This window comes from Streptomyces sp. NPDC046900, from assembly GCF_040644975.1.
Taxonomy (GTDB): Bacteria; Actinomycetota; Actinomycetes; order Streptomycetales; family Streptomycetaceae; genus Streptomyces.
This window is the reverse complement of sequence record NZ_JBEYXD010000150.1, coordinates 1-12,165: the sequence shown is the minus strand read 5'-3', so window position 1 is coordinate 12,165 and position 12,165 is coordinate 1. Positions and strand designations below refer to the sequence as shown.

General features: G+C 70.8%; 15 protein-coding genes. 6 read left to right on the top strand and 9 right to left on the bottom strand.

Annotation, left to right across the window (positions count from 1 at the left end):
- Positions 1 to 112: 112 nt before the first annotated feature.
- Positions 113 to 505: a VOC family protein gene (locus tag ABZ904_RS48615; RefSeq protein WP_359409728.1), complete on the bottom strand. Its 393-nt coding sequence runs from the start codon at positions 503 to 505 to the stop codon at positions 113 to 115.
- Positions 506 to 577: 72 nt separating this feature from the next.
- Positions 578 to 1,039 carry a pyridoxamine 5'-phosphate oxidase family protein gene (locus ABZ904_RS48610; protein WP_359409730.1) on the bottom strand — a complete coding sequence of 154 codons (462 nt, stop codon included), beginning with the start codon at positions 1,037 to 1,039 and terminating at the stop codon, positions 578 to 580.
- 320 nt (positions 1,040 to 1,359) lie between these two features.
- Between ABZ904_RS48610 and ABZ904_RS48605 the strand changes: the two genes are divergently transcribed.
- The 3 genes from ABZ904_RS48605 to ABZ904_RS48595 all read left to right on the top strand — a co-directional run bounded on the left by ABZ904_RS48605 (position 1,360) and on the right by ABZ904_RS48595 (position 2,910).
- The gene (locus ABZ904_RS48605; RefSeq protein WP_361830583.1) at positions 1,360 to 1,722 is read left to right on the top strand and encodes a DUF1304 domain-containing protein; all 363 of its coding nucleotides are present in this window, start codon (positions 1,360 to 1,362) and stop codon (positions 1,720 to 1,722) included.
- The gene (locus ABZ904_RS48600) at positions 1,719 to 2,282 is read left to right on the top strand and encodes a TetR family transcriptional regulator (RefSeq protein ID WP_359409734.1); all 564 of its coding nucleotides are present in this window, start codon (positions 1,719 to 1,721) and stop codon (positions 2,280 to 2,282) included. Before ABZ904_RS48605 ends, ABZ904_RS48600 begins: the two co-directional genes overlap by 4 nt.
- 241 nt (positions 2,283 to 2,523) lie before the next feature.
- Positions 2,524 to 2,910 carry an anti-sigma factor antagonist gene (locus ABZ904_RS48595; RefSeq protein WP_359409736.1) on the top strand — a complete coding sequence of 129 codons (387 nt, stop codon included), beginning with the start codon at positions 2,524 to 2,526 and terminating at the stop codon, positions 2,908 to 2,910.
- Between the two features lie 105 nt (positions 2,911 to 3,015).
- On the opposite strand, the gene ABZ904_RS48590 is transcribed toward ABZ904_RS48595, so the two are convergent.
- Entirely contained in the window at positions 3,016 to 5,088 is a 2,073-nt protein-coding gene (locus ABZ904_RS48590) for a DUF1996 domain-containing protein (RefSeq protein WP_361830580.1), read from the bottom strand.
- A 323-nt stretch (positions 5,089 to 5,411) separates the two neighbouring features.
- Here ABZ904_RS48590 and ABZ904_RS48585 point away from each other — a divergent pair, with 323 nt between their 5' ends.
- Positions 5,412 to 6,092, top strand: coding sequence for a DUF4230 domain-containing protein (locus ABZ904_RS48585; RefSeq protein WP_361830578.1), 681 nt, complete (start codon positions 5,412 to 5,414; stop codon positions 6,090 to 6,092).
- Between the two features lie 15 nt (positions 6,093 to 6,107).
- Here the strand turns inward: ABZ904_RS48585 and ABZ904_RS48580 are convergent, their stop codons facing one another.
- From ABZ904_RS48580 to ABZ904_RS48555, 6 genes are read right to left on the bottom strand one after another with little or no spacing between them, the layout of a single operon-like run.
- A complete protein-coding gene (locus ABZ904_RS48580; protein WP_359409742.1) occupies positions 6,108 to 7,868 on the bottom strand; it encodes a complex I subunit 5 family protein in 1,761 nt (586 codons plus the stop codon).
- Complete coding sequence (locus tag ABZ904_RS48575) at positions 7,868 to 8,215, bottom strand: cation:proton antiporter subunit C (protein WP_359409744.1); 348 nt, start codon at positions 8,213 to 8,215, stop codon at positions 7,868 to 7,870. Before ABZ904_RS48575 ends, ABZ904_RS48580 begins: the two co-directional genes overlap by 1 nt.
- Positions 8,212 to 8,955 (bottom strand): MnhB domain-containing protein, encoded by a 744-nt coding sequence (locus tag ABZ904_RS48570; RefSeq protein WP_359409746.1) that lies wholly within the window; start codon positions 8,953 to 8,955, stop codon positions 8,212 to 8,214. The genes ABZ904_RS48575 and ABZ904_RS48570 overlap by 4 nt, the downstream gene beginning before the upstream one ends.
- Positions 8,952 to 9,215 carry a DUF4040 domain-containing protein gene (locus ABZ904_RS48565; protein ID WP_359409748.1) on the bottom strand — a complete coding sequence of 88 codons (264 nt, stop codon included), beginning with the start codon at positions 9,213 to 9,215 and terminating at the stop codon, positions 8,952 to 8,954. Before ABZ904_RS48565 ends, ABZ904_RS48570 begins: the two co-directional genes overlap by 4 nt.
- The gene (locus tag ABZ904_RS48560; RefSeq protein ID WP_361830575.1) at positions 9,208 to 9,660 is read right to left on the bottom strand and encodes a monovalent cation/H+ antiporter complex subunit F; all 453 of its coding nucleotides are present in this window, start codon (positions 9,658 to 9,660) and stop codon (positions 9,208 to 9,210) included. Before ABZ904_RS48560 ends, ABZ904_RS48565 begins: the two co-directional genes overlap by 8 nt.
- Positions 9,657 to 9,839 carry a hypothetical protein gene (locus tag ABZ904_RS48555; RefSeq protein WP_359409752.1) on the bottom strand — a complete coding sequence of 61 codons (183 nt, stop codon included), beginning with the start codon at positions 9,837 to 9,839 and terminating at the stop codon, positions 9,657 to 9,659. Before ABZ904_RS48555 ends, ABZ904_RS48560 begins: the two co-directional genes overlap by 4 nt.
- 244 nt (positions 9,840 to 10,083) lie before the next feature.
- Between ABZ904_RS48555 and ABZ904_RS48550 the strand changes: the two genes are divergently transcribed.
- Both ABZ904_RS48550 and ABZ904_RS48545 read left to right on the top strand, forming a co-directional pair.
- Positions 10,084 to 10,620, top strand: a complete 537-nt coding sequence (locus ABZ904_RS48550) for a VanZ family protein (RefSeq protein ID WP_361830573.1) — start codon at positions 10,084 to 10,086, stop codon at positions 10,618 to 10,620.
- A 206-nt stretch (positions 10,621 to 10,826) separates the two neighbouring features.
- Positions 10,827 to 12,056, top strand: a complete 1,230-nt coding sequence (locus ABZ904_RS48545) for a lectin (protein ID WP_361830571.1) — start codon at positions 10,827 to 10,829, stop codon at positions 12,054 to 12,056.
- Positions 12,057 to 12,165: the final 109 nt, after the last annotated feature.

Sequence of the window (12,165 nt, the reverse complement as noted above, 5' to 3'; positions counted from 1 at the left end):
CCTCGCCTTCCGGTCCGTCACCGCGGCAGGCCCTGCCTCGGACCCCGTCACGGCCTGATCCACCCCGGCGCACGCCGCCGCCGCACGTCGCCCACCGCGCTCCGAGCCCGGTCTAGCCCTGCTTCGGCGCCCGTGCCGGGGTCAGTCGCAGGGTGAAGGAGTGACCGGCGGGGTCCGCGCAACCGCGTTCCTCGAACGGCCCCGCCGCGTCCTTGGCCTCCAGCGGGCGGCCGCCCAGGCTGACCACTTTGCGCTCGGCCTCGTCGAGGTCCTCCACCAGGAAGTCGAGGTGGGCTTGAAGGGAGTTCTCGGGGCGGGGCCAGCTCGGCGGGGTCGCGTTGACGTCCCGGCGGAACGCCATCCGCATGCCGTCGGCGGTCCTGATGTCCACCCGGTTCGCGGTGGCGTCGGTCTCCTCGGCGTCGAGGAGTTCCTTGTAGAACACGGCGAGTTTCTCGGGCTCGGCGCAGTCCAGCACCACGACGCCCGCCACCACCAGTGCCATGTTTCCTCCGTGGGATCCAGGGCGGGCGGTGCCCCGCCCCCATATGTTCCCGGATAACCCCGTGCCCCCGATTCAGTCGGCCACGAGCCACTCGCCCTCGCGCATCAGGTCGCGTCCGGACAGCTCGTTGGCCTCGCGCCAGGCTTGGACGCGGCGGGGGGTGATCCTGAAGTAGAGGTACTCGGTGGTGAGTTCCCGCGGGTCGAAGCCGGTCTTCGCCGCGAAGGCGTCGCCGGTTCCCGGTGCCAGTTCCGCCGCCTCCAGCGCCTCGACGCCACCCTCGATCATGATGACGTCCCGGGTCGGCCCGATCCCCAGACGCACCGTGCCCGTCTCCCGCAGATTGCGCCCCGTGGGACTCGCGGCCGGGGTGGCGAAGAGCAGGGTGCGGCCGTCCCAGAGGTAGGAGAGCGGCACGAGATACGGGATTCCCCCGGCGGCGTCGGCGGTGGCGATCCAGGCGTCGACGTCGTGCTCCAGCCGGTGAAGGGTGTCGTGCTTGCGCTGCTTCGCGGTGCGGGCGGGCGGGGTCATCTCGGACGGGCCTCCTCAAGTCGGTGGTACGAATATGACGTACGGGAACCCGCTCATGTGACACCTCTGAGAACGTGCGATCTTGGCCGACGTACCGCGTGAACTCCTGGTCCGGCAGTGGGGGTTCAGGGCCGGTTGCCGCTGCGACGCCTTCCCCCTGCCCCGGCCCGGCGCTCCCCCGGTCGCCGCGCACCGGGTCTCCGCGTGACGCACGGCACCTCCGAGACCCGCACTTCCGGGACACATGTCCAGCTACAGTCTTCATGTGTCTCTCCTGGACACCTGTCCAGGAAATCGGCGAGCGGTGGGGGCTGACGACCATGGGAACCCTGGCGAACGTGCTGGTCGGGCTGGTGGCCGCCCTTCACACGTACATCCTGGTGATGGAGATGTTCCTGTGGGAGAAGAAGCCCGGGCGGGGGCTGCACGGCTTCGGGCCGGACATGGCCCGCGCCACGGCGCCGTTGGCCGCCAACCAAGGCCTGTACAACGGTTTTCTGGCGGCCGGTCTGGTGTGGGGCCTGATCGCCGGTGATCCGACCGGGTTCCGGGTGCAGGTCTTCTTCCTGGTGTGCGTGGTGATCGCGGGCGTGTTCGGGGCAGCCACCGCCAACCGGCGGATCCTGTTCGCCCAAGCGCTGCCCGGCGCCCTTGCCCTGGCCGCCGTGCTCGTCGCGAGGTGACCGCAGTGCCGGCCGAGGACCCGAGGGCGGCCCGCACCCGTGCGCGACTGCGGGAGGCGCTCCTGAAGGAGTGTGCCGAGCGTCCGTTGGAGAAGGTCGGGGTGGCCGCGGTGGTGCGCCGGGCCGGGGTCGGACGCGCCACGTTCTACGCGCACTACGCGGACCTCGAGGCACTGGCCGTCGACGCCTGCGCCGATGTCGTCAGAGAGGCGGTGGACGCGCTGCACGCCTGGCACGGCCGTCCCGACCCGGTGCACGCGCCATCGGCGCTGCGGACCTTCTTCACGGGACTCGCCCCACACGCCGCCCTCTATCGCTCCCTGCTCTCGCCGGGGGGCGGCGGGCCGCTCGGCGGGGTCCTGCACCGGGATCTGCGCGCCCGCAGCCTCGCCGAGCGCGAACGGGCGGGAGCCGCCGACGCGCCTCTGGTGGCGTCCGCCGTGGCCGCCGCTTTCGCGGGCGTGCTGGCGGACTGGCTGCACGGCCACATCACGGCCACGCCGGATCAGATCGCCGATCAGTCATGGCAGTTGCTCGTGGCCCTGCACCGCAGCAGGTGATCCGTCGTCGTCAGCAGGCCGACCGCACCGACCTGCGGTGACGCGCCAAATGCCTTTTGTGGACGATCAGTTGGTTCTGACGCTGTCCGACGCGGGGCAGGCGCCGACGTAGTCCGCCCACGCAATTCACAGGATGACGCGTCGGCAATTCGAAGACATATGTCAACCGAACATGCTCAAATTCAGTCCATCGAGGGTACCTTCACGGTGGGCCGAGGAGTCGGTTGGAGGCGATGTCGACGTGCAGCACGACCGCGCAACACTCAACCGGCATCTGCGTATCCACCGGAACCGGGGTCACCTGGTGCTCGAGTTCCACGGGGAGATCGATGTCCTCGCCGCGTTCGAGATCACGCCGTTCCTGGACTCGGCGACCGGCCGTCCGGCGCCGCGCATCGTGATCGATCTGCGGCCGGTGGAGTTCTTCGACTGCTCCGGGCTTCGCCTGCTGTACCGGGCCCGGCGCCGCGTGCTCGCGCAGGGCGGCACGCTCCACCTGGTCTGCACCCAACCCCTGACGCTGCGCATCCTGCGGGTCACCGGCCTGGCGCAACTGCTGCCGCCGTCGTCGTCCGTGGAAGAGGCGCTCACCCAGTCGGAGGCCGCGGGGTCCCTGGAGGCCAACTGATCAGGCGACGCGACCGCGCCGAGGTCCGGGCCGTACGAGCAAAGGCGGCGGAACCCGTCCACCGGGTCCCGCCGCCTCCGCTCGAGCGCGTGCGCTTCGAGGACGTCACACGGAACGGCGTCCGATACGGCGCAGAAGCAGGAATCCCACGATCACGAGCACACCACCGGCAGCGGCCGGCCACAGATGCGCGCCGGTCTCGGCCAGTCCGCCCGTGACCGCCTGCGGTTCGGTCTGCACCGGAGCGGACGGCGCCACGCCACCGGCCGGTGTCTGCGAGCCGGACGACGTCTGCGATTCGGCCGGCGCCGCGGTCGACGGGGCGTTGTCGCCCGCGGACGAGGTCTGCTCCGAGCCCGCTCCCTGGCCGGAGTTGTCGTCCGAGGCGCTCCGCGGCACGGCGGCCGTGTCGCTCGCGGCGGCCTTGGGGGTCGAGTAGACCTTCGGGGTGGAACCCCCGCCATGGTGGTGCGAGCCTCCGCCCGCCCCGCCGGCGGCGGGCGCACCGGTGTCCCCGGTGCCCGGCGCGCTGGTCTCGCCGTTGCCCGGGGTCCCGGCCGGGGGCTCACTCGCCTGGTCGCCGCCACCGGAGCCGGGGGCGTTGCTCGCGTCGCCGCCCGAGGAGGGTTCGGAGGTCGGGGTCTGCGTGGCCGGCGGCTGATCGCCTCCCCCGCCGCACTGGCGGCCGGAGTTGATGCAGTCGACCACCTGGTTCATCAGGTCGTCGGTCATGACGTTGATGAAGTCGTCGTGGTCCGTGATCGGCTTGTGCAGCTGCTCCGGGAACCCGTCCACCGCGTAGGCGTTCTTGACCTGGCCGCTCTCGATGGTCGGCTGCGGAACGTCGTACACCAGACGCATCGTCAGCTGCGGGATCGCCTTGAAGCCGTTCTGGCAGTTACCGCCCGCGTCGGCGAAAGCCACGTGCGTGCGGTGGTTGGCGCTGTCGATGTTCTGGCCGTCCCAGCAGCTCTGGAAGGCGAACGACCGCACCACCTGGCTGCCCTGAGGGCAGATCGGGTACTTGTCCGTCAGCTGCGCCTTGTCCTCGAATCCGGTGCAGCTCCAGTGCGCGTTGGCGTTCCCCGGGCCGTTGGTGAAGGCCTTGGCGTCACCCGTGATGATCCGCAGGAACCGCGGCATGGCGACGACGTCGCTCGTCGGGCTGCCGACGAACTTGATGTCGGCCTCCTTGGCGACCAGGATCTTGCCGACGTTGCCTTCCTTGCCACCGCCGTCGTTGTTCTGGTCGAAGTCCTGCGTGCCGTCCTGCACACGCACCACCGGCCAGTAGTACGACGACTTGTCCTGCTGGTTCTCGCAGCTGGTCTGGGCCGCCGCGAACGTGTCGTTGGTGGCGAAGGCGTCGTTCGACTGGTTGCCGACGTAGTCGTGCAGGTGGTGCGCGCCGTTCTTCACGCCGGGCGCCACGATCACGTTGTCGGTGTTGTGGTTGCCGTTGGCGTTCACGCCGCACTTGGTGACGAACTCACCGGTGGAGGCGCCGGATTGCGGCGCGGGCTTCTGGACGTTCGGCTGGACGGTGGTGATGTCCACGAAGTCCGAGGCGACGGGGCCGGCTGCCTGACCGCCGTTGCCCTGCTGCTGGCCGTTGTTCTGGCCGCCGTTGTTGCTCGGCTGCTGGCCGGCGGCACTCGGCTGGCCGCCTTCGCCCTGGCCGGCGGCGGGGGGCTGCGCCTGATCGGCGGGCATCCCGGTACAGGCCGCCATGTCGCCGATCGTGTCCGGAGCACTGGCGCCGGCCTGCTGGTACTCGCCCTTGATCCGGTCGATCACCGCGGCTCGATTGTCCTTGAGCGGGCCGAGGATCGCGTTCTGCACGTAGCCGGGGTCATCGGTCTGCGCCTGACGCGTCGAGGCCAGCCGGGCGTAGGCGTCGGTGATCTGCTTGTCGAGGGTCGCCAGTTCCGTGTCGACCTTCGGCTTCGCGTCGCTCGGCACATCCGTCAGCTTCTCGCCGACGTCCGGGCAGTCGATGGTGACGGTGCCCGACTTCACCTGGTCGCTCCCGCTCTGGTTCGACGCCCCGCCCCAGACCTCGCTCGCCGAGGCGTAGACATTCGCCGCTACCAGTCCCCCTCCGCCCAGCATCAGCGCGACCGCTGCAAAGGTCGTGCGCCGTGCGCCTGTTGGGCGTCTGCGCGAATTGCGTCTCACGGGAATACTCCTACACGTCAGGGCGGGGCGGGAATGAAGAATCCCCCTCCCTGTACGCCGACCGTCGCGGCCGTGTTCAAACGCATCACCAATTCACAGCCGCCTCATAGGCCCGTGAGCGCGTCAGCCCTGTTCACGGGCGGCGCCGACCGCTCGAAAATCTTGACGGCGCTTCCGCGCCCAGGCATCGGGGTCTCCTGGTGCGCCCCGCGCGCCTGACGGCGGACCGCCGCCCGACTCCGTCGGGGCGCGCAATCGGCCAACACCACGTTCCCGCAAGGGATATGGCGGGCACTCGGGGAAGTGAAAGGAGGACTGTCGACATGACGACGTCCACGAAGCAGGCGCCCGAAGCGACGCCCGTGAAGCGGCCGATGCCCGGCTGGGCCAAGGCGGTCATCGCTCTCGTCGCGGTGCTCGCGCTGCTGTTCGCCGGGCTGCGACTGAGCGTGCTGCCGGGACTGCGCGACCTGTTCGGCACCGAGACGCACGACCGGTCGGGGCCCGTGCTCCTGCAGTCCATCCAGGACATGAGCCGCTACGAGGCCGCCTCCGGCAACTTCCAGGTGGTCGTGGACCTGGAGAAGGACTCCAGGTTCCTGCCGTCGGCGATCCGCGGCACCCGCACCCTGTACGTGGGCGCGGGCACCGTGGACGCCTACGTCGACCTCGGCAAGGTGAGCCAACAGGACGTGACGGTCAACGACGACCGTACGTCCGCCACGCTCCGGCTCCCCCACGCGGCGCTGGGCAAACCCACCCTCGACCCCGACCGCTCGTACGCCGTCTCCAAACAGCGGGGCCTCCTGGACCGTATCGGCGACCTCTTCTCGGACAACCCCAACAGCGAACGTGCCGTGCAGAAACTGGCGGTCCGGCACATCGGCGAGGCGGCCAGGGAGAGCGAGCTCACGACCCGCGCCGAGGCGAACACCACCAGCATGCTCGACGGACTGCTGAAGTCGCTCGGCTTCGAGGAGGTGAAGGTGTCGTACGGCACCTGAGCGGCGGCCGCGCGCTCAACCGGACAGGACCCCGGGCAGCGCCAGCGCCCCGAGCAGGGCCGCGCCCGCCAGCACCCACGCCACATAGTCCCCGATGTGCCCGGACTGCAGGTGACGCAGCGGCAGCGTCCACCTCTGTTCTGCCAGGAGTTGGGGGCGGGTGACGGCGAGCGCGGCCAGCCCGGCGGCCAGAGCGGTGGAGGTCAGTCCCAGCAGGACGCCGGGCAGGTTCCAGTGGGGTGAGGCGAACGCCCCGCCGGAGCCCGCCTCGTTGACGGAGTGCGCCACGGCCGTGGCGAGGCCCGGGGTCACCCCGACGGCGAGTGCCGCGGCGAGCAGCAGGGCGGGCACGGCGGTCATGGTGTCCGGGATCCGGCTCAGCCGCTGCGGGGTCTCTGGCTCCTCGCCGGTCCCCGTGGTCTCGTAGGGCTCCGCGCCCCGTGGTCGTGGCCCGAGCCCGTAGAAGACACGCGCGGCGACCCGCAGCACCGCGCCCCCCGTCACCGCGGACACCGCCACGTAGAACACGGTCAGCGGCGCGCCTACCGCCTCCTCGGCGACCGCCTTGCCGAGGGAGGTGCCGAACGGCGGCAGACCGGCGAGTGCCAGTCCGCCGATCACGTACATCGCCGCGACCCCGCGCAGCCGGCGGGCGCGGCCGTGCAGCGCGTACTCGTCCACCGAGCCGAACCGGTCGAGCAGGACGCCGGTGCAGGCGAACAGGGCGGCCTTGACGCCCGCATGGCCGAGGAGGTACAGGGCGACCCCGTCGTCCGCCTCGGGCGAGAGAGTCCCGATGCCGACGAGGAACAGTCCCATGTGGGCGACCGTCGAACAGGCGAGCAGCCGCTTCACATGCCGTTGGTACCAGCACATGAGGGCGCCCACCACGCCGGTCAGGATGCCGAGCACGAACAGGGCCCGCTCCAGGTCGGCCGCCGGGATCCCGCCGGGTCCGGAGAAGACGGTGCCGTACACGCGCCAGACCCCGTACACGCCCATTTCGACCATCACACCCGACAGCAGCATGCACACCGGGGTGGGTGCGACGGCGTGCGCGTCGGGCAGCCAGAAGTGGAACGGCACGGCGGCGGCCTTGACCAGCAGTCCGGTCAGGACGAGGACGAAGGCGGCGAGGGTCAGCGCGTCGGGCCTGCCATGGGCGTCGAGTCCCCGTCCGATCTGGGTCATGGCGAGTTCGCCGGTCCGTGCGTACAGCAGAGCGATGCCCATGAGCATCGCGTACGCGCCCAGCGAGTTGATCACGCCGAAGGTCAGCGCCCCCTGCACGGCCTTGGCCTCCTCGACCCGGTGGCCGGTCAGGGCGTATGCGGCGGCTCCCATCAACTCGAAGAAGACGAAGGCGTTGAACAGGTCGCCCGTGATCGAGAAGCCGCACATGCCGCCGAGGAAGAGCAGCATGAGGGCGGGGAAGGAACCGGCGTGCCGGCGCGGCGGTTCGTCGAAGTAGTGCCAGGAGTAGGCGAGGGCGGCCAGGGTCAGCACGGCGGCGAGGGCGGCCATACCGAGCCCGGTGCCGTTGCCGACGAGGACGATGCCGACGCTCTCGCCGTTCACGGGTGTCCAGGCACCGACCCATTCGATGAGCGGGGGCGAGGAGTTGAGGCACAGCCAGACCGCCAGGCCCGCGGTGCCGGCCGCGACGGCGCACGCGGTGCTCTCGGCCACGGCACGCGGCAGCCGGCGCCCGCAGACGACGAGCAGGGCGGCGCCGAGCAGCGGAACGGCGACGAGTAGCGGCAGCAGGTGTTTCATCAGCCGCGCAGCTCCCGCAGTTCGTCCGGGTCGACGGTGCCGTGGCGTTTGGAGATCTGCATCACGAGGGCGAGCAGCAGGGCGGTGACTGTGGCGCCGACCACGACGTCGGTCAGGGTGAGGGCCTGCACGACCGGGTCCACGACGGGTCGTGAGCCCGGCTTGATGTCGGAGTAGACGGGCGCGGTGGCGCCGTGGCGGTACCCGACCGCCAGCAGAAGGACATAGGTGGAGGACTGGCAGACGGCGAGGCAGCCGACCGCGTGGATCAGATTTCGGCTGGTCGCGAGGCCGTGGCAACCGGTCAGAAAGATCCAGACGGCCACGACATACGGCAGTACGGTCATCGTTTCGCGTCCTCTTGCTCGATCTCGACGGCCTGGTCCAGGAACCGCGCGAGCAGGACGACGACCGCGCAGGCGACTTCCATGCCGATGGCGGCGTTCAGCAGCGGCACGGTGCCACCGGACGAGAGGGTGTTCAATGTGCCGTACGGCAGCAGGGTGTTGGCGAGGAAGGCCGTGCCCGCGAGCAGGCCGGCCAGCCCGGTGACCAGATAGCCGCAGGCGGCGAGCGCGTCACCGACCTCGTACAGGCCGAGCGGCCGGACGCGCTCCAGGGCACGGTAGTCGGCGCCGAGGTAGAGCAGGTGCAGGGCGGTCGCGACGACCACTCCGCCCTGGAAGCCGCCGCCGGGGCTGAGCTGGCCGTGGGCGACCACATACAGGCCGCAGACCACGGCGACGGGCAGGATGACGAGCGCGTAGCGGCGGACCGGGAGCGCGACCTCCTCGGGCTCGGGCTTCGCGCGTTTCTCGTCACGGGTCTGGCGGAGCAGGACGACCGTGCCGAGGACCGAGGCGAAGAGGATGCTCATCTCGCCGAGCGTGTCGAAGGCACGCTGGTCGAAGTTGACGGAGGCGATGGTGTTGGCCGTCCGCCGGGACAGGGAGGCGCGGACGGCCCGTTCGCCGTACGGGTGCCAGGCGCCGCCGAAGCCGGGCAGGTCGAAGCACGCGGCGACGAGCAGGGCCGCCAAGCCGGCGGAGGCGAGGGCCAGGAGGACGAGCCGTGCGCGCCGCGTCACCGCGCCTTCCCCTTCCCGTCCTTCTCCTTCCGCCTGACCTTGCGCACCGACAGCAGCAGCAGAAGCGGGGTCAGGGCGGAGCCCACGGCGAGCTGGGACAGGGCCACGTCCGGTGCCTGTGCCACCGTGAACAGCAGGGCGAGGGCGACACCGAGCACCGACAGGACGAGAGCCTGACGGACGGGGTCGCGGACGGCGACGGCCGCGGTCGCCGAGGCGGCGACCAGCAGCAGGACCACGACGATCAGCGGGTCATCCACGGCGACTCCCGGCGTATCCGCCCGAAAGGGCCCGCGAGGCGACGAGATTGCCGCCGATCAGCAACGCCCCGACGACCATCAGTTTGACCATGGCCCTCCCCGGCCCGGTGACGGCGCACAGGATCAGGACGACCACCGCTCCGTAGGCCGCGACGGCGAGGGTGACGCCCTGGGCGTGCGGGGGGTCCTCGGCCAGGTCGTCGGCGAGCAACCGGGCGAAGACCAGGGTGCCGACCGGGCCGAGGAGCGCGAGGAGGAGAGCGAGGTCCACGTACGCCGGGCGCGCGAAGCCCTGGGAGAGCAGGAGCAGTCCGGGGCAGGCGACCGCGCTGGACAGGTTCTGGGCGACGACCCGGCGGCGCAGCGGACCGGTGGCGACGCCCCACACCGTGGCGCCGACGCCCAGCGCGAGGACGATGGTGGCCGTCAGGATCCAGCCGTTCACCAGGCGCCCACCGCCCGTCGTGCGGCCCGTGCGGCGAAGGCGGCGACGAGCGCCGAGGACGCCCCGACGACCCATTCCAGAGTGTCGACGGTGCTGATGAGAACCAGCCAGAGCACGGTGAGACCGGCCCACCAGCCGAGGACTTCGAGCCCCGCCCGGAGCGTCGTACGCGCGTTCATGCACCACCCACCTCCGTCCACCGCCGCCCAGGGGAATGTCCGGTATGTCATCCAAGCACCGCACCCAGCTCGCGAAGTGACGGCGCGCGAGCGGCTGCAGCCCGTAGTGCCCCGCGCGTGGGAACGGAAACCGGCCGCGCCACATCTGGCCGACCTGCTCCGGGGGCCCGCGGGCCGCAGCGTCAGCACCGGCATCGCGGGTAAGCGCGCTTACCGACGGCGAAGTTGACGGCGGGAGAGTGGGATGGCACGCACGGTGTCGGGCGCGCGGACCGGGAAGTCCGGCCACAGCAAGGCAACGACGGCCCCACCCGAGCGCAGGCCGCTGCCGCTCCCCCTCCGGCTGCTGGTCATGGCGCTGGCCTTCGCGGCGATGGTGGCGTTCGCCGCGGCACTGGCCCGGACGACGCTGGAGCCCTCGCCCGCCTCCCGGGCACTCGTCCACAGCAACCTGCGGCCGGGCGACTCCCTGCGCATCTATCTGGACCAGCCCGCGACTCGGGACGCCGTCAAGCAGATCGGCGGCAACCTCCTGCTCGGCGTGCCATTCGGCATCCTCCTGCCGGTGCTCGCGCCCGGGACCCGGCGCCTTGTGCGCGTCGGGCTGATCACCGCGGTCGTCATGCTGATGGTCGAGCTGGTCCAGGGTGCGGTCGTCACCGGGCGCGCGTTCGACATCGACGACGTCCTCCTCAACACCACGGGCGCACTGCTCGGTTACCTGGTCCTGGGGCGGCGACTGGGACGCGCGGTGCATGCGCGCAAGCGCCGTCGGACGTGAAGCGGTGGTCCGCGCTCCGCGCGTGGCAAGGGGTCAACCATTGGTCCGTACCAGGGCCTTGACGCTCCCTTATTTCATCTCTTGAATCAAGAAGCGAATCAACGCCCCACGGACCCCTGCGGCGCGGCCGGCGCTCCCGGCCGTGCCCACACCCCCCACCTCAGTCGGCCTACCCGTGTCCGGGCGGCCGTACGGAAGGGAGCGTCATGCACTCCCCACGCCTGCTCCGCAGATGTCTCCTCGCCGCACTCTCCGCGGTGCTCGCCGCTTCGGCCTTCACCGGCCCCGCCCACGCGGCCCCGGAGGCGGCGGACGCGACCGTCTTCTCCGACACCTTCGACGGCCCCGCCGGGTCCGCCGTCGACTCCTCCAAGTGGCAGATCGAGACCGGCGACAACGTCAACAACCATGAGCGGCAGTACTACACGTCGGGCAACAAGAACGCGGCGCTGGACGGCCAGGGCCATCTGGTGATCACGGCCCGTCGTGAGAACCCGGCGGGCTACCAGTGCTGGTACGGCACCTGCCAGTACACGTCGGCCCGGCTGAACACCTCAGGGAAGTTCACCGCGCAGTACGGCCACGTCGAGGCCCGGATGAAGATCCCGCGCGGGCAGGGCATGTGGCCCGCGTTCTGGATGCTCGGGACACCGGTCAACTGGCCGGACTCGGGCGAGATCGACATCATGGAGAACGTCGGCTACGAGCCCTCGACCGTCCACGGCACCATCCACGGGCCCGGCTACTCGGGCTCCGGCGGGATAGGCGCCCCGTACTCGCTGCCGGGCGGCCAGGCCTTCGCGGACGCGTTCCACACCTTCGCGGTGGACTGGGCCCCGGACTCGATCACCTGGTCCGTGGACGGAAATGTCTACCAGCGGCGGACCCCGGCCGATCTGGGCGGGAAGACCTGGGTGTTCAACAAGCCGTTCTTCCTGATCCTCAACCTCGCGGTCGGCGGGTACTGGCCGGGCGACCCCGACGGCTCGACCGTGTTCCCCCAGCAACTCGTGGTGGACTCGGTGTCGGTGACGACCAGCAACAGCTCCGGCGGTACCGGTGGCGCCATCACCGGGCTCGCGGGCAAGTGCGTGGACGTGGCGGGGGCGAATCCCGCCAACGGCACAGCGGTCCAGCTCTACGACTGCAACGGCACCGCCGCCCAGAAGTGGACGGTGGGCTCGGACGGCACCCTGCGGGCGCTCGGCAAGTGCCTTGACGTCGTGAACAACGGCACCGCGGACGGCTCCAAGGTCCAGTTGTGGGACTGCACCGGCGGACCGAACCAGAAGTGGACGGTGACCGCCGCCCACGACATCGTGAACCCCCAGGCGAACAAGTGCCTGGACGTCACGGACAACAACTCCGCCAACGGCACGCGGCTGCAGATCTGGTCGTGTTCCGGTGGCGCCAACCAGAAGTGGACGGTCGCCTGACCGACCGCCACCACCGCCGTGCGTCGACCGCTCCGTCCGCCCGTCTGACCGCGGGCGGGGCTGAGCTGTCGGCAGTTGTCTAGGTCGGTCACCGTTGAGCGCCCTTCCA